Origin of the sequence: Nitratireductor soli, assembly GCF_001050155.1 — a bacterium.
Classification (GTDB): domain Bacteria; phylum Pseudomonadota; class Alphaproteobacteria; order Rhizobiales; family Rhizobiaceae; genus Nitratireductor; species Nitratireductor soli.
The window spans coordinates 1-20,538 of record NZ_LFVY01000005.1 but is presented as its reverse complement, the minus strand read 5'-3'; the positions used below and the strand labels follow the sequence as shown (position 1 = coordinate 20,538).

The 20,538-nt window shown below is 65.1% G+C and carries 20 protein-coding genes and 1 pseudogene; 4 read left to right on the top strand and 17 right to left on the bottom strand.

Annotated elements, in window-relative coordinates; translation table 11 throughout:
- The first annotated feature begins 202 nt into the window (after positions 1 to 202).
- Positions 203 to 1,021 (top strand): nucleoside triphosphate pyrophosphohydrolase, encoded by an 819-nt coding sequence (gene mazG, locus AB843_RS07250; protein WP_048646161.1) that lies wholly within the window; start codon positions 203 to 205, stop codon positions 1,019 to 1,021.
- Between the two features lie 2 nt (positions 1,022 to 1,023).
- On the opposite strand, the gene hflX is transcribed toward mazG, so the two are convergent.
- The 6 genes from hflX to AB843_RS07220 all read right to left on the bottom strand — a co-directional run bounded on the left by hflX (position 1,024) and on the right by AB843_RS07220 (position 8,911).
- On the bottom strand, positions 1,024 to 2,355 hold the full coding sequence (gene hflX / locus AB843_RS07245; RefSeq protein ID WP_048646382.1) for a GTPase HflX: 1,332 nt from the start codon (positions 2,353 to 2,355) through the stop codon (positions 1,024 to 1,026).
- Between the two features lie 63 nt (positions 2,356 to 2,418).
- On the bottom strand, positions 2,419 to 2,667 hold the full coding sequence (hfq, locus tag AB843_RS07240) for an RNA chaperone Hfq (RefSeq protein WP_048646160.1): 249 nt from the start codon (positions 2,665 to 2,667) through the stop codon (positions 2,419 to 2,421).
- Positions 2,668 to 2,814: 147 nt separating this feature from the next.
- Positions 2,815 to 3,681, bottom strand: a complete 867-nt coding sequence (locus AB843_RS07235; RefSeq protein WP_048646381.1) for a D-amino-acid transaminase — start codon at positions 3,679 to 3,681, stop codon at positions 2,815 to 2,817.
- A 131-nt stretch (positions 3,682 to 3,812) separates the two neighbouring features.
- Positions 3,813 to 5,189, bottom strand: a complete 1,377-nt coding sequence (gene trkA, locus AB843_RS07230; protein ID WP_048646159.1) for a Trk system potassium transporter TrkA — start codon at positions 5,187 to 5,189, stop codon at positions 3,813 to 3,815.
- Positions 5,190 to 5,282: 93 nt separating this feature from the next.
- Positions 5,283 to 6,644, bottom strand: coding sequence for a nitrogen assimilation response regulator NtrX (gene ntrX / locus AB843_RS07225; protein WP_048646158.1), 1,362 nt, complete (start codon positions 6,642 to 6,644; stop codon positions 5,283 to 5,285).
- Between the two features lie 2 nt (positions 6,645 to 6,646).
- On the bottom strand, positions 6,647 to 8,911 hold the full coding sequence (locus AB843_RS07220) for a sensor histidine kinase NtrY-like (protein ID WP_048646157.1): 2,265 nt from the start codon (positions 8,909 to 8,911) through the stop codon (positions 6,647 to 6,649).
- 382 nt (positions 8,912 to 9,293) lie between these two features.
- Here AB843_RS07220 and AB843_RS07215 point away from each other — a divergent pair.
- Positions 9,294 to 9,653 (top strand): annotated as a pseudogene (locus AB843_RS07215) (cell wall hydrolase); the annotation flags it as partial.
- Between the two features lie 169 nt (positions 9,654 to 9,822).
- On the opposite strand, the gene ntrC reads toward AB843_RS07215, so the two are convergent.
- Genes ntrC through dusB form a run of 3 tightly spaced genes read right to left on the bottom strand, consistent with a single transcriptional unit; the run spans position 9,823 to position 13,429 of the window.
- A complete protein-coding gene (gene ntrC, locus AB843_RS07210; RefSeq protein WP_048646155.1) occupies positions 9,823 to 11,271 on the bottom strand; it encodes a nitrogen regulation protein NR(I) in 1,449 nt (482 codons plus the stop codon).
- Entirely contained in the window at positions 11,268 to 12,413 is a 1,146-nt protein-coding gene (locus tag AB843_RS07205) for a two-component system sensor histidine kinase NtrB (RefSeq protein WP_048646154.1), read from the bottom strand. Before AB843_RS07205 ends, ntrC begins: the two co-directional genes overlap by 4 nt.
- A complete protein-coding gene (gene dusB / locus AB843_RS07200; protein WP_048646153.1) occupies positions 12,410 to 13,429 on the bottom strand; it encodes a tRNA dihydrouridine synthase DusB in 1,020 nt (339 codons plus the stop codon). The genes AB843_RS07205 and dusB overlap by 4 nt, the downstream gene beginning before the upstream one ends.
- Before the next feature lie 124 nt (positions 13,430 to 13,553).
- Between dusB and AB843_RS07195 the strand changes: the two genes are divergently transcribed.
- Entirely contained in the window at positions 13,554 to 14,780 is a 1,227-nt protein-coding gene (locus AB843_RS07195) for a bifunctional 2-C-methyl-D-erythritol 4-phosphate cytidylyltransferase/2-C-methyl-D-erythritol 2,4-cyclodiphosphate synthase (RefSeq protein ID WP_048646380.1), read from the top strand.
- Positions 14,781 to 14,824: 44 nt separating this feature from the next.
- Positions 14,825 to 15,316, top strand: coding sequence for a CinA family protein (locus AB843_RS07190; RefSeq protein ID WP_048646379.1), 492 nt, complete (start codon positions 14,825 to 14,827; stop codon positions 15,314 to 15,316).
- Positions 15,317 to 15,396: 80 nt separating this feature from the next.
- On the opposite strand, the gene AB843_RS07185 is transcribed toward AB843_RS07190, so the two are convergent.
- The 8 genes from AB843_RS07185 to AB843_RS24860 form a co-directional block, all read right to left on the bottom strand.
- Positions 15,397 to 15,852, bottom strand: a complete 456-nt coding sequence (locus AB843_RS07185; protein ID WP_048646152.1) for a type II toxin-antitoxin system RatA family toxin — start codon at positions 15,850 to 15,852, stop codon at positions 15,397 to 15,399.
- An 8-nt stretch (positions 15,853 to 15,860) separates the two neighbouring features.
- The gene (gene lipA / locus AB843_RS07180) at positions 15,861 to 16,823 is read right to left on the bottom strand and encodes a lipoyl synthase (RefSeq protein ID WP_048646151.1); all 963 of its coding nucleotides are present in this window, start codon (positions 16,821 to 16,823) and stop codon (positions 15,861 to 15,863) included.
- A 7-nt stretch (positions 16,824 to 16,830) separates the two neighbouring features.
- The gene (locus tag AB843_RS07175; protein WP_048646150.1) at positions 16,831 to 17,115 is read right to left on the bottom strand and encodes a GlsB/YeaQ/YmgE family stress response membrane protein; all 285 of its coding nucleotides are present in this window, start codon (positions 17,113 to 17,115) and stop codon (positions 16,831 to 16,833) included.
- Between the two features lie 73 nt (positions 17,116 to 17,188).
- Positions 17,189 to 18,634 (bottom strand): dihydrolipoyl dehydrogenase, encoded by a 1,446-nt coding sequence (lpdA, locus tag AB843_RS07170; RefSeq protein ID WP_048646149.1) that lies wholly within the window; start codon positions 18,632 to 18,634, stop codon positions 17,189 to 17,191.
- Between the two features lie 66 nt (positions 18,635 to 18,700).
- Entirely contained in the window at positions 18,701 to 19,252 is a 552-nt protein-coding gene (locus tag AB843_RS07165; protein ID WP_048646378.1) for an HdeD family acid-resistance protein, read from the bottom strand.
- A 17-nt stretch (positions 19,253 to 19,269) separates the two neighbouring features.
- On the bottom strand, positions 19,270 to 19,908 hold the full coding sequence (locus AB843_RS07160) for an SGNH/GDSL hydrolase family protein (protein ID WP_048646148.1): 639 nt from the start codon (positions 19,906 to 19,908) through the stop codon (positions 19,270 to 19,272).
- Positions 19,905 to 20,345 carry an endonuclease domain-containing protein gene (locus AB843_RS07155; protein ID WP_048646147.1) on the bottom strand — a complete coding sequence of 147 codons (441 nt, stop codon included), beginning with the start codon at positions 20,343 to 20,345 and terminating at the stop codon, positions 19,905 to 19,907. Before AB843_RS07155 ends, AB843_RS07160 begins: the two co-directional genes overlap by 4 nt.
- 85 nt (positions 20,346 to 20,430) lie before the next feature.
- The coding region (locus AB843_RS24860) for a 2-oxo acid dehydrogenase subunit E2 (protein WP_157384449.1) at positions 20,431 to 20,538 on the bottom strand (108 nt) is incomplete at its 5' end.

The window sequence follows — 20,538 nt, the reverse complement described above, 5'->3', positions numbered from 1 at the left end:
ACGCCGCAGCAACCAGAAAATGTCGCTGCGGCCTATTTGTCTGCTGACTTGGTGCTTCCCATCGTCGTGTCCCGTGTGTTTCGGTCTCGGTGCTCTTGCGGGCCGAGGAATGCGCATCTATCAGCTCTGCTGAGCCCGGGCAAGGTGGCAACCGGAAAGCCGTGCTGTGACGCGCAGCCATGCCCCAATGAAAGGACCGTCCATGCAGCCCTCGACCGACATCGCCCGATTGCTGGAGATCATGGCCGCCCTGCGCACGCCTGAAACCGGTTGTCCGTGGGATGTGGAACAGGATTTCGCTTCCATCGCCCCCTACACGATCGAGGAAGCCTATGAGGTGGCCGATGCCATCGAGCGCGGCGACATGGACGATCTGCGTGACGAGCTGGGCGACCTGCTGCTGCAGGTGGTGTTTCACGCGCGCATGGCCGAGGAGGAAGAGCGCTTCGCCTTCGGCGACGTGGTGCAGGCCATCACCGCCAAGATGATTCGCCGTCATCCGCATGTCTTCGGCAACGCCGAAGCACGCGGCAAGGGCATGGCCAAGGGCATGTGGGAGACGATCAAGGCTGAGGAGAAGGCCGAGCGCCGGGCGCGCCGTTCAGCCAATGGGCACGATGCGGAGCAGCCCGCCTATCTCGACGAAGTCCCGCGCGCCCTGCCCGCACTGATGCGCGCGCTGAAGCTGCAGTCGCGTGCCGCCCGCGTCGGCTTCGATTGGGGCGAGGCCGGCCCTGTCTTCGACAAGATCGAAGAGGAGATCGGCGAGCTGCGCGAGGCCATCGCCAGCCGCGACGAGGCGCACATCGCCGAGGAGTATGGCGACCTGTTGTTTGCCTTCGTCAACCTCGGCCGCCATCTGGGACATGACCCCGAAGCTGCCCTATCGGCCACGAACGACAAGTTCCGCAAGCGTTTCGACCATGTCGAACGGGCGCTGGCCGGCGCCGGGCGTTCTCTCGATGAGGCGAGCCTGGCCGAGATGGAAGCGCTCTGGCAGCAGGCCAAATCTCTGAAGTAAAGCTATTCGCTATCGCCGAGCGCCAGGCGTTCGCTGATCTCGTGTCTGGCGGCGTCCGTGGCACGCACGGTGATCGTCACGCTGCCATCGTCATTGTCGGCGCGCTCGGTCACGTCGCCATGCCGGTAAACCCAGTCGAGCAAGGGCATCTGCGCCGGCGTCAGTGAAATGGTGATCGCGGTGATGGCGCCTGAAATGCGTGCCTCGACCTGCGCCAGGAGGTCGTCGACCCCTTCGCCGGTCACAGCGGAAACGGCCAGCGGCGCGGCCGGGCCGCGCGTGCCGTCGAGCAGCGCACGGCGCCGCTCCGGATCCAGATTGTCGATCTTGTTCCACACTTCCAGAACGTGCTTCTTGTCGCCCGCGTCAACGCCGAGATCGCCGAGGATTTCCTCCACATCGGCTGCCTGCGCACTCGAATCGGGATCTGAAATGTCGCGCAGATGGATCACCAGATCCGCCTCGATGACCTCTTCGAGCGTGGCGCGGAAGGCGGCGACGAGATGCGTCGGCAGGTCGGAGATGAAGCCCACCGTGTCGGACAGGATGATGGTCGTTCCATGCGGCAGCTGCACGCGCCGCAGGGTCGGGTCGAGCGTGGCAAACAGCATGTCCTCGGCCATCACCGCAGCACCGGTGAGCCGGTTGAACAGGGTCGATTTTCCCGCATTGGTGTAGCCGACGATGGCGACGATCGGAAACGGCACCTTGCGCCGCTTGGAACGGTGCAGGTCGCGCGTGCGCCGCACGGTTTCCAGTTCGCGCTTCAGCCGCACGATGCGATCCTGCAAGAGCCGGCGGTCCGCCTCGATCTGCGTTTCGCCAGGACCGCCCATGAAGCCGCCGCCGCCGCGCTGGCGTTCCAGATGCGTCCAGCTGCGCACCAGCCGTCCGCGCTGATATTCGAGATGCGCCAGTTCGACCTGCAGACGGCCCTCCTTGGTGCGGGCACGCCGGCCGAAGATCTCCAGGATCAGGCCGGTGCGGTCGAGCACCTTGGCGTTCAGTGCCTTTTCCAGATTGCGCTGCTGCACCGGCGTCAGCGGATGATCGACGATGACCACCTCGATCTCGGCCTCGGCCACCCGGCCTGCGAGCTCCTCGAGCTTGCCCGTGCCGATCAGCGTGGCCGGGCGCGGCGCGTTGACGGGGATGATCTCCGCCGAAATCACATCGAGGTCGATTGCCTCGGCCAGCCCGACCGCCTCTTCCGAGCGCGCCTCGGGCGAACGCACGATGGTGGCGCTGCTTTCGGCGGCGCGTCGTTCGGCGGCAAGCACGGGCGAAACGACAATGGCGCGTGTCGCCATGGCGACAGTGGCACGCGTCGCCATGGCGTCGCGCGTCCCGTTATCGTCCGTCTGCCCCCTGCCCTCAGGCTTGCGTGGCTGTGCCAATCAGGATTCCCGGGTGCCTTCCTCTGCGTCGTAGAGCTGCACGGGCTGGCTCGGCATGATCGTCGAGATCGCATGCTTGTAGACAAGCTGCGAATGGCCGTCACGGCGCAGAAGCACGCAGAAATTATCGAAGGAAGTAACAATGCCCGTCAGTTTGACGCCGTTGATGAGAAAGATCGTCAACGGGTTCTTGCTCTTGCGAACGGTGTTCAGGAACAGGTCCTGCAGATTTTGTGATCGTTCCGCCATTTCTTGGTCTTTCACCCATTCGCTGCCTAAGGGCAGCCAGTAGCGCAAATATCACCCGCTTCTGTCAAGAAATCCAATGACAGAAGACGCGTGCGCGATTGACGCCGGTTTTCCTCGCTCTTGCAGAGCCGCTACCATGCCTGTTGGTTAACAGGTAGGACTTTTTTCCGCAATCGCAAAAAATGCCTCGCGCAAGGAGCGCGCAATCGAGCCTGGATGGCCGTTTGCAACGGCCTTGCCATCGATGCTGACCACCGGCGTGACAAGCGATGTCGCACTCGTCACGAAGGCTTCGCGCGCCGTTTGCGCCTCCTCCACGCTAAATCGCCGCTCCTCGACCTTCAGGCCAAGTTCGGCGGCCACCTTGAGAACGGTGGCGCGCGTGATTCCGCGCAGAATGCCGAAATCCGCCGGGCGCGTTACAAGCGAACCGTCGTTGGTGACGATCCAGGCATTGGTCGAGGCGCCCTCCTTCACCGTGCCGTCCGGATCGACGAACCAGGCTTCCTGGGCGCCGGCATCCACCGCCGCCTGGCGTGCCAGAACATTGGGCAACAGGCCGATCGTCTTGATGTCGACGCGCTCCCAGCGGTTCTCCGGCACGGTGATGACGGCCATGCCCTTGTCGGCTTTCTTCGCCGCGGCACGCGGGTCCATGCGCTTGGCCGTTACCACCAATGCCGGGCGCACCGGCTTGGTCGGAAAAGCATGGTCGCGCGGCGAAACCCCGCGTGTCACCTGCAGGTAGACCATGCCGTTATGCACGTGGTTGCGGCGGATCACCTCGCGCATGATCAGTTCCAGCGCCTGCCGCTCGAGCGGCCAGGCCATGCGCAACTCGCTCAGCGAGCGACCGAGCCGGTCGAGATGGCCCTTTTCATCGACGATGAAGCCTTTCGCGATCTCGCACACCTCGTAGACGCCGTCGGCCAGCTGGTAGCCGCGGTCCTCCACATGAACGACCGCGTCGGCGTGGCGGACGTAACGCCCGTTCACATAGGCAATGCGTGGCATCGGGATCTCCGTGTTGGTGGGCGCCGCATCCTGCCCCAAGGCAAGGCATTTGATCGAGGCTGGCGCGAAATGTCTCCAGCGATCTTTTGCAGGCGTGCGCCCGGCTTTTCAAGCGGTTGGCAGGTGCTGGCTCAAAAGAATTCCAGGCTGACACGGAACATCTGTTCCACCTGGCGCACGGCGGTTTCCAAAGCAAAGATCACCACCCGGTCCTTCGGCTTGATGCGCAGCGAGCCGCTCGGCTTGATCACCGCTCCATCGCGATAGACCGCGCCGATGCGCATCCCGTCGGGAAACTCCACCTCGGAAAGCGGCGGCCCGACCAGGGGCGAGGTTTCCAGCGCCTCGGCCTCGATGACCTCGGCGGCGCCCCGCTGGATGTTGTGGACGGCGCGGATGCGGCCGCGCCGCACATGTTGCAGGACTTTCGATATGGTCACCGAGCGCGGGTTCACATGCGCGTCGATGCCCAGCGTCTTGGCGAAGTCGTGATAGGTCGGGTTGTTGATCAGCACCAGGTTCGAGCGGCAGCCGAGCCGCTTGGCGATGACGCTCGACAGGATGTTGACCTGGTCGTCATTGGTCAGCGCCACCATCAGGTCGGCGTGCTGGATGTCGGCCTCGAGCAGCAGCTTCTGGTCGAGCGCGCTGCCGTGCAGCACCACGGTCCGGCGCAACTTGTCGGCCAGCGCTACCGCCCGCTCGCGCGTGCTCTCGATGATCTTGACCTTGGTGCGGCTCTGCTTTTCCTCCATCGTACGGGCGACGAACAGTCCAATATTGCCGCCGCCGGCGATGACGATGCGCGTCGCCTCGCGCTCCTCGTGGCCGAACAGGCCGAGCGTGCGGCGCACCTGTTCGCGCGTCGTCACCACATAGGCCAGGTCGCCGGCGATCAGCTGGTCGCCCGAATGGGGGATGAACAGTTTGCCGTCGCGCGACACCCCCACCACCGTCGACGGCAGGTCGGGAAAAAGCTCGGTCAATTGCGACAGCGGCGTGTTGATGACCGGGCATTCCTCGAGGCACTCTATGGCCACCATCAGCACGTGATCGTCGGCGAAGCGCACGACATCGGTAGCGCCCGGCAGGGCGATGCGCCGCATCACCATCTCGCCGACCTCCACCTCCGGCGAGATGATCACGTCGATCGGCAGATGATCGCGCGAGAACAGGTCCATGTAATGGGCCTGCAGGTAGGATTGCGAACGGATGCGGGCGATCTTGGTCGGCACGTTGAACAGCGAGTGCGCCACCTGGCAGGCCACCATGTTGACCTCGTCGAACAGGGTGACGGCGATGATCATGTCCGCTTCGCTGGCGCCGGCCTGCGCCAGCACGTCGGGATGGGCGCCATGGCCGACAAAGCCGCGCACGTCGAGCGTGTCGCGCACGCCGCGGATCAGTTCCGGCGAAACGTCGATCACCGAAACGTCGTTCTGCTCGGCGGCCAGACGCTCTGCAATGCCGTGGCCCACCTGGCCCGCGCCGCAAATAATGACCTTCATCGCCAACTCCCTGCCCGCGCGCGCCGACCCGCGGTGCGCTGCAACGGCATTGCTCTAGCGCTTTTCATTCGTCGAGGAAACCGCCTGCGGCACCTATACGCCGAGCGATTTCAGTTTGCGATGCAGCGCCGACCGCTCCATTCCGACAAATTCGGCGGTGCGCGAAATATTGCCGCCGAAGCGGTTGATCTGCGCCAGCAGATACTCCTTCTCGAACATTTCGCGCGCCTCGCGCAGCGGCAGGGCCATGATGTGCTGGTCCGACTGGGTCGGCAGGCGCGGCATCACGTCGCCGATCTCGGCCGGCAGAAGGTCGGCGGTGATGGGCGTGTCCGGCCCGTCGCCGCGCGTCAGGATCATCAGCCGCTCGATGTTGTTGCGCAGTTGTCGCACATTGCCGGGCCAGTTATGCGCCTGCAGCACCGCCATCGCGTCATTGCCCAGCGCCCTCGGCTTGATGCCGGCCTGTTCGCCGATCTGCTGCATGAAATGATTGACGAGAAGCGGAATATCCTCGCGTCTTTCGGCCAGCGGCGGCACGCCGACCGGCACCACCGCCAGACGATGGAACAAATCCTCGCGGAAACCACCCTCGGCGATCAGCGATTCGACGTTCTGCGCGGTCGAGGAGATGATGCGCACATCCACCTTGACCCGCCGCGTCCCGCCGACGCGCTCGAATTGCTGGTCGACCAGCACACGCAGGATCTTGCTTTGTGTGCCGAGCGGCATATCGGCGATCTCGTCCAGATAGAGAACGCCGCCATGCGCCGCTTCAAGCGCGCCCACCTTGCGCTCATGACCGTTCGATTCCGTGCCGAACAGCTCGATCTCCATGCGCTCCGGCGTGATCGTCGCCGCGTTCAGCGCCACGAAGGGGCCGGTCTTGCGCAGCGAAGCCGCATGGATGGCGCGCGCCACCAGTTCCTTGCCGGACCCGGATGGACCCATCAGCATGATGCGGCTGTTGTTCGGCGCGACGCGCTCGATGGTCTGGCGCAGATGGTTCAGCGCCGCCGATTGGCCGACCAGGTCGAACGAAGCGCCGCTGCGCTTCTTCAGGTCGGTCATCTCGCGCTTCAGCTTGGAGATTTCCAGCGCCCGCTCGCAGATCAGGATCAGCCGGTCCGTCTTGAACGGCTTCTCGATGAAGTCGTAGGCGCCGCGCTTGATGGCCGAGACAGCGGTCTCGATATTGCCGTGCCCGGAGATCATCACAACCGGCATGTCGGGGTGCATCTCCTTGATCTTGTCGAGCAGGGCCAGGCCGTCGAGGGTCGATCCCTGCAGCCAGATATCGAGCAGAATGAGACGCGGAGCCCGCTCGGAAATAGCCGCCAGCGCGCTGTCGCTGTCATGGGCGGTGCGCGCCTCGTGCCCCTCGTCGCTCAGGATTCCGGCAACGAGTTCGCGAATGTCTTCCTCGTCGTCTACGATCAGGATGTCGGACGCCATGATTACCTTTTCCTCGTATCTGTGCCACCGCCGGCCGGGTCGTCGGCCCGCTGGGTAGCCGGAAGGATTATGCGGATCATCGCCCCGGCGCCGCCGTGGAAATCGTCTGGTGCGTCGTGCAGTTCAAGCCGTCCGCCATGATCCTCGATGATCTTCTTGACGATGGCGAGGCCAAGGCCCGTGCCCTTCTCGCGGGTCGTCATATAGGGTTCGAGCAGCCTTTGCCGGTTCTCGCGCGGCAGCCCCTTGCCATTGTCGATCACGTCCACCTGGATGAAGCGGTCGTTGCGCCGCGCCACGACGCGGATCGCCCCGCTCTGCCCATGGGTGAGTTCTGCCGCCTCGATCGCCTCGGCCGCATTCTTGATGACGTTGCCGAAGGCCTGCCCCATCAGGCGCGCGTCGAAGCGGCCCATCAGCGGCGTGTCGGAAAAATCCCGTTCGAAGGTGACTTCGTTGCGCGCCACCTCGACCAGGAACGACGCCTCGCGCAGCGGCTCGCGCAAGTCGAGCAGCTGGATGTCCGGTTTCGGCATGCGGGCGAAGGCGGAGAACTCGTCGACCATGCGGCCGATATCGCCCACCTGGCGGATGATCGTGTCGGTACACTGGTCGAAGATATCGCGGTCCTGCTCGATCACCTTGCCGAAGCGGCGGCGGATGCGCTCGGCCGAAAGCTGGATCGGCGTCAGCGGGTTCTTGATCTCGTGGGCGATGCGCCGCGCCACATCCGCCCAGGCCATCGAGCGCTGCGCCTGCATCAGGTCGGTGATGTCGTCGACGGTCACCACATAGGAATGCTCTTCCGCATCGTTGACGCCCTCCTCCGTGGTGATCTGGATGTTGAAGGTGCGCTCGGCGCCGGCACGGAAGAAGGCCACCTGCTCGCGATAGACCGGCCTGCCCGACTTGCGCCCCGCCTCGAACACGCGGCCCACATGCGGCAAAACGCTCGACAGGTTCTTGTTGACCGCATTGCGCGCCGAAATCGCCAGCATCGCCTCCGCCGAACGGTTGACCATGGCCACGGTCCCGTGCGCATCGACGCCGATGACGCCGGCCGTCACCCCCGACAGCACCGCCTCGGTGAAGCGGCGGCGCTCGTCGATCACATCCTTGGCGGCGATCAGCTCGTCGCGCTGCGACTTGAGCTGCTGCGTCATCTTGTTGAACGTATCGCCCAGAAGGCCGACATCGCCATCGGCGGAACGCACCGGAACCGAGACGTCGAGATTGCCGGTCGAAACGTCGCCCGCCGCGCCGATGAGCTGGCGGATCGGCCGAACCAGCCGGTCGGCCACCGCGATGCCGGTCCAGATCGCCGCCAGCACGATGGCCAGCGTCACCACAAGATAGAGCAGCGCGAAGGCGAGCTGCGTGTTGCCGCGATTGTCTTCCAGAGATCGGTATTCGTCGGTGTTCGTCCGCACGATCTGCCGCGCCTTCAGGACGTCCGGGTCGAGCAGCGCGCCCGTATAGAGATAGGCGTCGGGAATCTCCTGCAGCTTGTAGACCGCGGTGACCAGGTTCGTTCCGCCGATCTCGTTGAAGGCGATTTCCGCCCTGTCTGCGGTCTCGATCGCACCCCTGCCCGGCCTTGGCAGGGGGATGTCGTCCGGCATCTGGGCGCTCATGATGACCGAGCCGTCCTCGCGCACCAGTTCGGCGTCGGCCAGTCCGCGCAACGCCGCCTGCCGGGTCATGAAATCGCGAAACCCGTATCGGTCGAGATTGTACAGGGTCCGCGCCTGGTCGAGCCGCACCGCCATGCTCTCGGTCGTGCCCTGCAGGCTGCGCGCATTCTGCTGCACATAGGCGTCGGCGATCGACAGCGACGAATAAATGATCACCTTTGTGCGGATCTCGAACCAGCGGTCTAGCCCCAGTTCCAGCGTCACCGAGGCGATGACCGCCACCAGGATCGCCGGGATCGCCGCCACCAGGGAGAACATGGCGATGATGCGCACATGCAGCCGCGAGGCCGCCCGACCGCCCTTGCGGCTCTTGTAGATGCGGAACGCCTCGGCGCCGATCAGGGCGAGCAAGAGCAGGATGAAACCCAGATTGATGGCGATCAACAGAAGCGTCGTGCCGGCGTCCGGCGTCAGCGGCGTCAGGCCGAGCAGGACGGCGAACGACACCGCTGCCGTGACGAGCGCGCCGACGGCCGCGCCGATGCCCAGATAAAGCGCCGGCGACCGGCCAGGCCTGACCGGTGATGCCGCGGCAAGGGGCTGTATCGTCGAACTCTCGGACAAGCTGACCATCACTCCGGCGTCTGTGCTCGTGAACAGGACTCAAAAGATGTTGCATATATGCAACGACTGTAGCGGACAGGCAACAGTTCAATCGGCGAACAATGCGGCAATGCTGGGGCAAGGTGGGGATCGACGCCACATCGGCCCGGCGTCCGGCAATGCCCGATGACATTATTTCGCCGCGAAATTGCTCATTCTGGCCCGATCTTGAAAACCGGACTGCAAAAGCTGAGGACACAAGCATGAGGCGCAAGTCGTGACCGCCGCCGGACCGACGCCGCTGTTCGTTGCCGGCCTGGCCACAACCCTCCTGGCGCTTGCCGGCTGCACCCAGGGCGTCGATGGCATCGCCACCGCCTCCGTTGCCGACAACCCGCTCTCCTATTCGCAGAAAGAACGCGAATGCATGGAGCGCGCCATGTTCTTCGAGTCCAACCGGTCGAGCCGTGACGGGCTTGTCGCCGTCGGCACGGTGGTCATGAACCGCGTGGCCTCCGACGCCTTTCCCGACACCGTCTGCGGCGTCGTCGGCCAGAAGGGCCAGTTTGCGCCGGGCGTCATGACGCGGCCGATGAAATCCAAGGCCCTGCCGGATGTGCAGAGCGCCGCCGCCGCCGTTCTGAAGGGCGAGCGTCACCCGGGCGTCAGGAAGTCACGGTTCTTCCACACGGCCGGGCTGAAATTCCCCTACAAGAACATGCACTACGTGCTGGTCGCCGGCGGCAACGCTTTCTACGAGAAGCGCAGCCGGCGTCTGGTGACGCAGCCGGTGGCCCCGCCGCCGATCGAGAAGACCGCTGCCGCCGCCACGGATACCGCCCTGTCCTACGAGGCGCCCTCGCCGAAGGCCGATCCGATCGGCGCGATGATCCTGGAAGAGAAGCCCGCGCCCGCCGAGTGACACGTGTCGGGCGCCCGCCTCAGTTCGCCCCGCGATAAATGTTGACGCCGTATTCGCGGATTTTCTTGCGCAGCGTGTTGCGGTTCAATCCCAACAGGTCGGCAGCCTTGAGTTGGTTGCCGCCGGTCGCCGTCAGCGCGGCGATCAGCAGCGGCTGCTCGACCTCGGCCAGCACGCGCTGGTACAGGCCCGGCGGCGGCAATTGCTCGCCGAACTGCGAAAAATAGCGCTGCAAATGCCGCTCGACCGACTGTTCCAGCGTCGCATCCTCGACCCCTGCCTCAGCCTCGCCCGGGCGCTGCGACCCCGTGGCGCGCAGCTCCTGCTCGATCACCTCGGCGGAAATCTCGTCCTGCGGATAGAGCGCCGCCAGCCGCCGCACCAGGTTTTCCAGTTCGCGCACATTGCCCGGCCAGCGATAATGCTTCATGCGGGCGAGCCCGTCGGCGCTGATGCGCTTCGACGGCAGGCCCTCCTTCTCGGCGCGGGCGAAAAAGTGCCGAGCCAGGTCGGGAATATCCTCCGCCCGTTCGCGCAGCGGCGGCAGGCGCAGCGGGACCACGTTGAGCCGGTAGAACAGATCCTCGCGGAACATGCCCTGGTCGATCAGGCCGCGCGGGTCCTTGTTGGTGGCGGCGACGATGCGCACATCGGTGCGGATCGGCGTGCGCCCGCCGACCGTGGTGTATTCGCCTTGCTGCAGCACACGCAACAGCCGGGTCTGCGCCTCCATCGGCATGTCGCCGATCTCGTCGAGGAACAGCGTCCCGCCCTCGGCCTGTTCGAAGCGGCCGAAGGAGCGCGCCTGGGCGCCGGTGAACGCGCCCTTCTCATGGCCGAACAGTTCCGATTCGATCAGATCGCGCGGGATCGCCGCCATGTTGATGGCGACGAATGGCCCTTTGCGCCGCCGCCCGTACTCATGCAGCGCGCGCGCCACCAGCTCCTTGCCGGTGCCCGATTCGCCGCTGATCATCACCGTCAGGTCGGTCTGCATCATGCGCGCCAGAAGCCGGTAGATCTCCTGCATCGCCGCCGACCGGCCGATCAGCGGCAGCGCGTCGGGCGCTTCCGCATCGGCCGTTTCCCGGCGGCCGGATTTCGGTTCGGCCAGCGCCCGGCCGACGATGTTGACCAGCTCCGTCAGGTCGAACGGCTTCGGCAGGTAGTCGTACGCCCCCACCTCGGAAGCGCGGATCGCCGTCATGAATGTGTTCTGCGCGCTCATGGCGATGACCGGCAGATCGGGCCGCGCCTTGCGGATGCGCGGCAACAGGTCGAACGCATTGCCGTCCGGCATGACGACGTCGGTGATCACCAGGTCGCCCTCGCCCGCCGACACCCAGCGCCACAGCGTCTCGACATTCGACGTCACCCGCACCTGGTGGCCGGCGCGCGACAGCGCCTGGTTGAGAACCGTGCGGATCGCCGCGTCGTCGTCGGCGACCAGAATGCTGCCACTCCTCATGACGCCGTCTCCTCTTCCCGCCCATAGGCAAACCGGCCGCGCGCCTCGCGCCAGGCAGGCATGAGGATGCGGAACACCGTTCCGCGCTGGCCGGACGATTCGCATTCGATGACGCCGCCATGCGCACCGACGATCTTCGCCACCAGCGCCAGCCCCAGGCCCGATCCGTTCTGCTTCGACGTGACGAACGGGTCGAAGATGATCGGCCGCATGTCCTCGGGAATCCCCGGTCCATTGTCGTGAACGCAGAATTCCAGCGGCAGCGCCACCCGGTCGTCTGTGCCCGGCACCGACAGGCGGATGCCCGGCCGGAACGCCGTGGTCAGGCGGATCTCGCCATCCTCCCGGTCGCCGATCGCCTCGGCGGCATTCTTCACCAGATTGAAGAACACCTGCACCAGCTGGTCGCGATTGGCCCACACCGCGGGCAGCGACGGGTCGTATTCCTCGACGATCGCCACCTTGCGGGCAAAGCCGTTCTTCGCCGCCGCCTTCACATGGTCGAGCACCAGATGGATGTTGACCGGGTCGCGTTCCACCGGGCGTTCGTCGGAAAACACCTCCATCCGGTCGACCAGCGCGACGATGCGGTCGGTCTCCTCGGTGATCAGCCGCGTCAGCGCCCGATCCTCGTCGGTAACGGCGTGCTCGAGAAGCTGTGCTGCGCCGCGAATGCCCGACAGCGGGTTCTTGATCTCATGCGCCAGCATCGCCGCTAGCCCGGTCACCGAACGCGCCGCGCCGCGATGCACCATCTGCCGGTCGATCTTGTCGGCCATCGAGCGCTCCTGAAGCAGCAGCGCCACCGCGCCCGGCACCTCGGAAACGGGAGCCGCGTGGATGTCGACCATCCGCTCCGGCCCCAGCCGCGGCGACGAGATATCGACCCGGTATTCGTTGATCGCCACGCGCTGCGCCCTGACCTGCTCGACCAGGGCGATCAGCGGGCTGCCGAAGGGCACGAAATCCGGCAGCCGGCTGCGCGCCAGGATCGCCGCGCCCGAGCGGAAGAAATCCTCGGCTTCCGCGTTCGCCTGGACGATGAAGCCGTCGATGTCGATCATCACCACCGGATGGCGCAGCGTGTTCAGCAACAGCTGTGCGGTTCCCGCATCCGATCCATCCGACCCTTTTGCTGTCATGCGGCCAAAACACCTTTCTCGGCGCGAAACGCCGCGCGCAGCCCGGCGATAACCGCCCGATGATCCGTCCCCGTCATGATCGCCTTGCGCTGCTCCGGCGCGACCTGGCCTGCGTGACGGTCCAGGTACCAGCCCAGATGCTTGCGCGCGTGGCGCAGCCCATGCTCGATGCCGTAGAGCGACAGCATCGCCTCGTAATGGTCGATGACATAGTCTTCCAGTGCCCCAGGCCTACCGTCGCGACCGGCAGCGATCGCGCCTGCGACCCACGGCGCGCCATAATGCGCCCGCCCGACCATGATCGCATCCGCGCCGGATTGTTTCAGGATCGCCGCCGCATCCGCCGCATTCGTCACATCGCCATTGGCGACGACCGGAATGCCGACCGCCTGCTTGACGCGGGCGATCGCCCGCCAATCGGCCTGCCCCTTGTAGAACTGACAGCGCGTGCGGCCGTGGACCGTCACCATGGCCACGCCGGCCTCCTCGGCGCGCCGGGCGATCAGCGGCGCGTTGAGCGCCGTTTCGTCCCAGCCGAGCCGCATCTTGACCGTCACGGGAACCGAAACCGCCGCCACGACCGCCTCGATCAGCGCAAGCGCGTGGTCCGGCGCGCGCATCAGGGCCGAGCCGCAATAGCCGCCCGTCACCTTCTTCGCCGGGCAGCCCATATTGATGTCGATGATGTCGGCGCCCGCGCCGGCGGCAATGCGCGCCGCCTCCGCCATCCAATGCGCCTCGCGCCCGGCAAGCTGCACCATATGCACGTCGATCTCGGGCCGCCGCATGCGCCGCGCCGATTCGGCGCGGCCGCGCGCCAATTCGCCGCTCGCCACCATTTCCGAGACCACCAGGCCCGCGCCATGCGCGTGGGCGCGCTGGCGAAAGGCGAGATCGGTCACCCCGGACAGCGGCGCCAGGAACACCCGATTGCGAATGGTCACCGGCCCCAGCTGCAGCGGCCCGCGCAACGCATCGCTCTCGTCGTTGCTCAAAATTGAAGCAGATTCCATCATTGCTTATTCTTTAGCCATTTCGCCGCTGCCCCGCAACCGGGTTTTCGCTTCCGCAGCACAATCCGCAAATTCGGCTGGCCTTTCACCGCGCCTCTTATTATGCGTCTGGCCTATGGACAAGCACATGACACGGCAGGAGAGCATCGCCGGCGGCAGGGCAGGAGAAGTCGCCGCGGTGATTGTTGCGGCCGGGCGCGGCGAACGCGCCGGTCAATCCGCCGAGGGACCGAAGCAGTACCGCATCATCGGCGGCAAGCCGGTGCTGCGTCACACGCTCGAGACGTTTCTGGCCGATCCGCGCATCGGCCGCGTCGTGGTCGCCATCCACCCCGATGACGAGGCGCTGTTCGCCGAGGCGGCCATCGGCCTCGCCGACCGGGTAATCTCCCTGCATGGCGGCGCGTCGCGCCAAGCCTCGACCCGTCTCGCCCTTCTCGCCCTGCATGATCCCGCGCCGCAGACGGTGCTCATCCATGACGGGGTGCGCCCTTTCATCGACGGTGAGTTGATCGACCGCATCATTCGCGCTGTGGAAGAGGGAAAAGGCGCCCTGCCGGCCCTCCCTGTCGCCGAAACGCTGAAGCGCGCCGGCCCCGGCGGCACCATCGAGGCGACGGTGCCGCGCCATGATCTGCACGCCGCGCAGACCCCGCAAGGATTTCCCTTCGCGCTGATCGCCGCCGCCCACGACCGCGCCTTCCACCAGGGCCGCGACGATTTCACCGACGACGCGGCAATCGCCGAATGGGCGAATATCCCGGTCCGCATCGTCGCCGGCTCGGTCGACAACATCAAGCTCACCTGGGCGCGCGACATCGCGTTGGCCGACCAGCGCCTCAACCGCGCGGCGATCTTCCCCGATGTGCGCACCGGCAATGGCTATGACGTGCATTCCTTCACCGAAGGCGATGCCGTCATCCTGTGCGGGGTGCGTATTCCCTACGCCAAGCGTCTTTCGGGCCATTCCGACGCCGATGTCGGTCTGCACGCCCTGACCGACGCGCTGTTGGCCACCTGCGGCGCCGGTGACATCGGCACGCATTTCCCGCCCTCCGATCCGCAATGGAACGGCGCGGCCTCGCACATCTTCCTCGAGCATGCGGCGAAGATCGTCCGTGAAGCCGGTGGGCGGATTGCCAATGTCGATGTGACGCTGATCTGCGAGGCGCCGAAAATCGGCCCGCACCGCGCGGCGATGACGGCGGCGCTGGCCGCCATGCTCGGCATCGGCGAGATGCGTATTTCGATCAAGGCGACGACCAACGAGAAGCTCGGCTTCATCGGCCGCGGGGAAGGAATCGCCGCCATCGCCACCGCCAGCGTCGTCTATCCCGGCGAGGTGCCCGCATGAGTGACAGCGATGTATTGAGCATGAGTGACAGCGAAGTGTCGGACATGAACGAGCGCGAGAAACTTGCCCATGCCGTGCTGGCCGCCTGCGAGGCGCGCGGCCTGATGCTGGCGACGGCTGAATCCTGCACCGGCGGCATGATCGCCGCCGCGCTGACCGACATCGCCGGCTCTTCCTCGGTCGTCGATCGCGGTTTCGTCACCTATTCGAACGAAGCCAAGATGGAGATGCTTGGCGTTTGCGCCGACACGCTTGCCGCGCACGGCGCGGTGTCATCGGAGACGGCGCTTGAAATGGCCGCCGGCGCCCTGGCCCGTTCGCGGGCGGGCGTCGCCATTGCTGTGACCGGCGTTGCCGGACCAGGCGGTGGTTCGGCGGAAAAGCCCGTCGGTCTCGTCTGGTTCGGCCTGGCATTGCAGGGCCATGAGACCATCGCCGAAAAGCGGCTCTTCACCGGCCTCGACCGTGCCGGCGTCCGCGTTGCCACGGTCAGGACGGCGCTGCGAATGGTTCTCGATGCCTTGAAGGCAGGTTAGGCGTCTTTTCATCGTGGGCTCAACCGGAAACTGCCAAGCCACGACAAATCCAATCCCGCCGCCGCAACTCGCATCAATCGTCAAACACCGGTTCCATAGACGATATCCGCACGCCGCTCGAACGCTTCCGAAAACATGCGGAAGGCCCGGTCGAACATAGCGCCCATCACAACACCAAGCATGCGGCTCTTGAACTCGTACTCGATGAAGAAGTGGATGTCGCAGGCGCCCTCACCCGCCGGCTCGAAGCGCCATTCGTTCTTCAGGAAGCGGAACGGCCCATCCACATAGCGCACGTCGATGGCGCATTCGTCCGGCTTCAGCGTCACCTGGCTGGTGAAGGTCTCGCGCAGCGCCTTGTAGCCCACCGTCATGTCGGCGACGAGCAGCGTCACCCCGTCGCGCTCCTTGCGCGTGCGCACGACAAGCGCCTCGCACATGGGGACGAATTCCGGGTATCTTTCGACATCGGCGACCAGCGCAAACATCTCTTCCGGCGCATGGGCGACGTGGCGTACGGTTTCGAATTTGGGCATCGATAAGCTTAGGCCGTCTTCAGACGCGCCTCGCGCGCGGCTTGCATCTTGGCGAAATCCTCGCCCGCATGGTGCGACGAGCGCGTCAAAGGACTGGCCGAAACCATCAGGAAACCCTTGGTGTAGGCGATGGTTTCATAGGATTTGAACTCGTCCGGCGTGACGAACTTCTTCACCGGATGGTGCTTGCGGGTCGGCTGCAGATACTGGCCGATAGTCATGAAATCCACATCGGCGGCACGCAGATCGTCCATCAGCTGCAGCACCTCGTTGCGCTCCTCGCCAAGGCCGACCATGATCCCCGACTTGGTGAACATGGTCGGGTCGAGCTCCTTCACCTGCTGCAGGAGCCGCATGGAGTGGAAGTAGCGCGCGCCGGGCCTGACCGTCAGATAGTTCGACGGCACCGTTTCCAGATTGTGGTTGAAAACGTCGGGCTTGGCCGCCACCACCACTTCCAGCGCGCCGGGCTTGCGCAGGAAATCGGGCGTCAGGATTTCGATCGTCGTGCCGGGCGACGAGGCGCGGATAGCGCCAATCACCTCGGCGAAGTGCTGCGCACCGCCATCGGCCAGGTCGTCACGGTCGACCGAGGTGACGACCACGTGCTTCAGCCCCATCTCGCGCACCGCCTTGGCGACGTTCTCGGGCTCGTTGAGGTCCACCGGGCCGGGAATGCCGGTCGAAACGTTGCAGAAGGCGCAGGCCCGGGTGCAGATCTCGCCGAGGATCATGAAGGTCGCATGCTTTTTCTCCCAGCATTCGCCGATGTTGGGACAGCCCGCCTCCTCGCACACCGTGATCAGCTTGTTCGACTTCACGATCTCGCGCGTTTCCAGATAGCCCTTCGAGGTCGGCGCCTTGACGCGGATCCACTCGGGCTTGCGCAACACCTCCTGGTCGGGCCGGTGCGCCTTTTCGGGATGCCGCACGCGCGGCTTGTTGCTGACGGTGTCGAGAACGGTGACCATGTTTGTCCTATCGCGTCCGGCGGGATTCCGAACGGCCAAAAATCCACAGGATCAGGATGGCGCCGAGGATGGCGACAACCAGATTGCCCAGAAAACCATAAAACGAGATGCCGACCAGCCCGGCCAGCGTGCCGCCGACGAAGGAGCCGGCGATGCCGACCAGGATGTTGGTGAGGAAGCCATGCTCGCGGTTCATGGTCTTCTCGGCGACATAACCGGCAAGGAAGCCGATCACGAGCAGGCCGATAAAGCCGACGCCCGGCATGCCCATGATTCCAAAACCCTGTTCCATCGCCTCGTCCTCGTTTCGCGTTCCCCCGCATATAGTCCAGAATGGCGCGGGGAAACAGGGGCCGAAAAGCTCCTTACGCGTTCAGCGTGCGCCCATAGGCGTCGAGCACGCTTTCCTTCATCATTTCCGAAAGTGTGGGATGCGGGAAAACCGTGTGCATCAGCTCTTCCTCGGTCGTCTCGAGGTTCATGGCGACGACAAAGCCCTGGATCAGCTCGGTCACTTCCGCGCCGATCATGTGCGCTCCCAGAAGCTCGCCGGTCTTCTTGTCAAAGATCGTCTTGACGAAACCCTGATCCTCGCCGAGCGCGATCGCCTTGCCGTTGGCGGCGAACTGGAAGCGGCCGACGCGGATGTCGCGGCCGGCGCTCTTTGCCTTCTCCTCCGTCAGCCCGACCGAAGCCACCTGCGGCTGGCAATAGGTGCAGCCGGGAATCAGCCCCTTGTCGAGCGCGTGGACGCCCGGCACGCCGGCGATCTTCTCGACGCAGATGACGCCCTCATGCTCGGCCTTGTGCGCCAGCATGGGCGGCCCCGCCACGTCGCCGATGGCGTAGAGCCCGGCGACATTGGTGCGGCCATAGCCGTCGACCACGACGCAGCCGCGATCCGTCTTCACGCCAAGCGCCTCGAGGCCGAGATTTTCGATGTTGCCCTGCACGCCGACGGCGGAAATCAACTTTTCGGCGGTGATCTTCTCGACCTTGCCGTCCTTCATCTCCACATGCGCGGTAACCGAATCCTTGCCCTTCTCGACCTTCGTCACCTTGGCGTCGAGATGGAACTTGATGCCCTGCTTCTCGAACTGCCGCTTGGCGAATTTCGACACCTCGGCGTCCTCCACCGGCAGGATCTGCGGCATCAGCTCGACGACCGTCACCTCGGCGCCCATGGTGCGGTAGAAGGAAGCGAACTCCATGCCGATGGCGCCCGAACCCATGACGACCAGCGATTTCGGCATCGTCTTCGGCACCATGGCCTCGAAATAGGTCCAGATCCTGTCGCCATCCGGCTCGATGCCCGGCAGCGCGCGCGGCCGCGCGCCGGTGGCGATGATGACATGCTTGGCCGTATAGGTTGCGGGCCCCTTGGCGCCCTTCGGCTCGGGCGGCTGCGGCTGCATGGCTTTCTTCGACGTGGCCGAGACGACCACCTCGCCCGGTTTGGCAAGCTTCGCCTCGCCCCAGATGATGTCGACCTTGTTCTTCTTCATCAGGAAGCCGACGCCGCCGTTCAGCCTGAGGGAGACTTTTCGCGAGCGGTCGACCACGGCGGCGACGTCGGCCGAGATCTTGCCGTCGATGGTCAGGCCGTAATCCTTGCCGTTCTCCGCATAGTGCTTGATCTCCGCCGAGCGCAGCAGCGCCTTGGTCGGGATGCAGCCCCAGTTGAGGCAGATGCCGCCCAGATGCTCGCGCTCGACGATGGCCGTCTTGAGGCCGAGCTGCGCCGCGCGCACGGCCGTGACATAGCCGCCGGGACCGGATCCGATGATGATGACGTCGTAATTTTCAGCCACGGCGGGTCTCTCCTTTGCAATCACGGTTCAAGGCGCACCGGTCAGGCGCGCCTCGATAAATCAGTTTCACGCCTGCCGGGCGGCGCGCAGCCCGAAGGCGACGAACAGCAGGAAGACGCCGTTCGACAGCAGTTCAACGGCCAGCAGAATGCCGAGCACGGCGGCCGCCGACCACGGCATGTCGGCAAGGATCATCACGCCCAGCACCAGCGAGATCAGCCCCGAAACGAGCACCCAGACCCAGCCGGAGATCGGCCGAAGCGCGAAGGCGTACATCAGTTTGACGACGCCGAGCACCAGGAACATGATCGCCACGAGCACCGTCAGCGAGACGATGCCGGCGCCCGGCCGCGCGAGAATGGAAATACCGACCGCCAGCGTCACGACGCCGAGAAGCAGCGACCACAGGAAGCCGGACCAGCCGCGCACGCGAAACGCCTGGATGATCTGCAGCACGCCGAACAGGACAAAGGTCCAGGCGGCCAGAAGCGCCGCCGCCAAGGTGGCGCCGAAAGGGTTGGCCAGCGCCAGAATCCCGCCGATGAGCGAGATCGCGCCGAGCAGGGCAAGCCAGCCCCAGGATGCGTGTACGGATTGAGTCCCGACAGTGTTGGCCATGATCATTCCTCCTTTGGTCAAAGTTCAAGCATGTCTTTGACGATCGGCGCCAGTCCCGCGCCGATGGCGCGGGTATTTTCGGCGTCGAGGTGCAATCCGTCGATCGGGCTTGGCTTTGCCACCGAAGCGGCGTCGAAGAAGCCGCACGAAACCTCGTCGCACAACTGCCGGTAAAAACCGGCGAGCCGGGTGGTCTCTCGCAAGGCGTCGGCGAATATTGCGTCGGTTTCCGGGTCCTGGCTCGGGCCCCGCGCCGGGGGCGAGACGATCAGCAGCGCCGGGGGCCGCTGCTCGACCGGGTAGTCATGCCGCAGCACGATGTCGACCAGTCGGCGCATGCCCTGCCGCGCGCCGAAGGCGCTGCCGCAGACAAAGGACTTCATGTCGTTCGAGCCGAGCAGGAAGATCACCAGGTCGAGCGGCGCATGGCTGGTGAGCAGGGTCGGCAGCAGACGCGCGCCATTGCGGTCGGCGCCCGACAGATGATCGTCATAGGCTGTCGTCCGTCCGTTCAGCCCTTCGGCGATGACCCGCGCATCGTCGCCGAGCGCGCGTTGAAGCACGCTCGGCCAACGGTCCTCGAACGCATGCCGTCCAGGCCCGGCGGGATCGTATCCCCATGTCAGCGAATCGCCATAGCACAGGATGGTTTTCATATGGCCGCCTCGCCTGCCGAATCCCCTCCCCCTTGCGGGGAGGGGTAAGGGGTGGGGGTGGTTGCCGCCAGCGCAGCATGGATCGTATCCAACACCGAGGCTAGTTCGCGTGAGATCTCTGCATTCGAAAATCTCAGGACACGAAATCCTTCTCTGACAAGATGGGCATCGCGCCGCGCATCGTAGGCGATTGCCTCGTCTGACCCGTGCTGATGACCGTCCACCTCGATGATCAAACGATGCTTGAGACAGCAAAAATCCACCACATAGGGGCCGAGCGGAACCTGCCGGCGGAAATGCGTGCCTGAAAGCGGAAGCTTTTCACGCATGTGCCACCAAAGCCGCCGCTCCGCGTCCGTCAGCGCGCGGCGGAGTTTTGGCGCATTGCCACGCGCCTTGGCCGTTGCGTCCTTCTTTGGCGGCAAATTCCAGGGCATTTCCCTCTCCTGAGACATCGAGCCCGGCAAAACGACCCCCACCCGACCCTGCGGGCCACCCTCCCCGCAAGGGGGAGGGAAAGGTTTACACCAGCATGGCGAACGGGCTTTCGATCACCTGCTTGAAGGCAGCGAGCAGTTCGGCGCCGAGCGCCCCGTCCACTGCCCGGTGGTCCGTCGACAGCGTCACCGA

Excerpts from the sequence above, each read along its gene's own strand:
- mazG (WP_048646161.1), top strand. The coding sequence starts at position 203 with ATGCAGCCCTCGACCGACATCGCCCGATTGCTGGAGATCATGGCCGCC.
- hflX (WP_048646382.1), bottom strand. The coding sequence starts at position 2,355 with ATGGCGACGCGTGCCACTGTCGCCATGGCGACACGCGCCATTGTCGTT.
- hfq (WP_048646160.1), bottom strand. The coding sequence starts at position 2,667 with ATGGCGGAACGATCACAAAATCTGCAGGACCTGTTCCTGAACACCGTT.
- AB843_RS07235 (WP_048646381.1), bottom strand. The coding sequence starts at position 3,681 with ATGCCACGCATTGCCTATGTGAACGGGCGTTACGTCCGCCACGCCGAC.
- trkA (WP_048646159.1), bottom strand. The coding sequence starts at position 5,189 with ATGAAGGTCATTATTTGCGGCGCGGGCCAGGTGGGCCACGGCATTGCA.
- ntrX (WP_048646158.1), bottom strand. The coding sequence starts at position 6,644 with ATGGCGTCCGACATCCTGATCGTAGACGACGAGGAAGACATTCGCGAA.
- AB843_RS07220 (WP_048646157.1), bottom strand. The coding sequence starts at position 8,911 with ATGGTCAGCTTGTCCGAGAGTTCGACGATACAGCCCCTTGCCGCGGCA.
- ntrC (WP_048646155.1), bottom strand. The coding sequence starts at position 11,271 with ATGAGGAGTGGCAGCATTCTGGTCGCCGACGACGACGCGGCGATCCGC.
- AB843_RS07205 (WP_048646154.1), bottom strand. The coding sequence starts at position 12,413 with ATGACAGCAAAAGGGTCGGATGGATCGGATGCGGGAACCGCACAGCTG.
- dusB (WP_048646153.1), bottom strand. The coding sequence starts at position 13,429 with ATGATGGAATCTGCTTCAATTTTGAGCAACGACGAGAGCGATGCGTTG.
- AB843_RS07195 (WP_048646380.1), top strand. The coding sequence starts at position 13,554 with ATGACACGGCAGGAGAGCATCGCCGGCGGCAGGGCAGGAGAAGTCGCC.
- AB843_RS07190 (WP_048646379.1), top strand. The coding sequence starts at position 14,825 with ATGAACGAGCGCGAGAAACTTGCCCATGCCGTGCTGGCCGCCTGCGAG.
- AB843_RS07185 (WP_048646152.1), bottom strand. The coding sequence starts at position 15,852 with ATGCCCAAATTCGAAACCGTACGCCACGTCGCCCATGCGCCGGAAGAG.
- lipA (WP_048646151.1), bottom strand. The coding sequence starts at position 16,823 with ATGGTCACCGTTCTCGACACCGTCAGCAACAAGCCGCGCGTGCGGCAT.
- AB843_RS07175 (WP_048646150.1), bottom strand. The coding sequence starts at position 17,115 with ATGGAACAGGGTTTTGGAATCATGGGCATGCCGGGCGTCGGCTTTATC.
- AB843_RS07165 (WP_048646378.1), bottom strand. The coding sequence starts at position 19,252 with ATGGCCAACACTGTCGGGACTCAATCCGTACACGCATCCTGGGGCTGG.
- AB843_RS07160 (WP_048646148.1), bottom strand. The coding sequence starts at position 19,908 with ATGAAAACCATCCTGTGCTATGGCGATTCGCTGACATGGGGATACGAT.
- AB843_RS07155 (WP_048646147.1), bottom strand. The coding sequence starts at position 20,345 with ATGCCCTGGAATTTGCCGCCAAAGAAGGACGCAACGGCCAAGGCGCGT.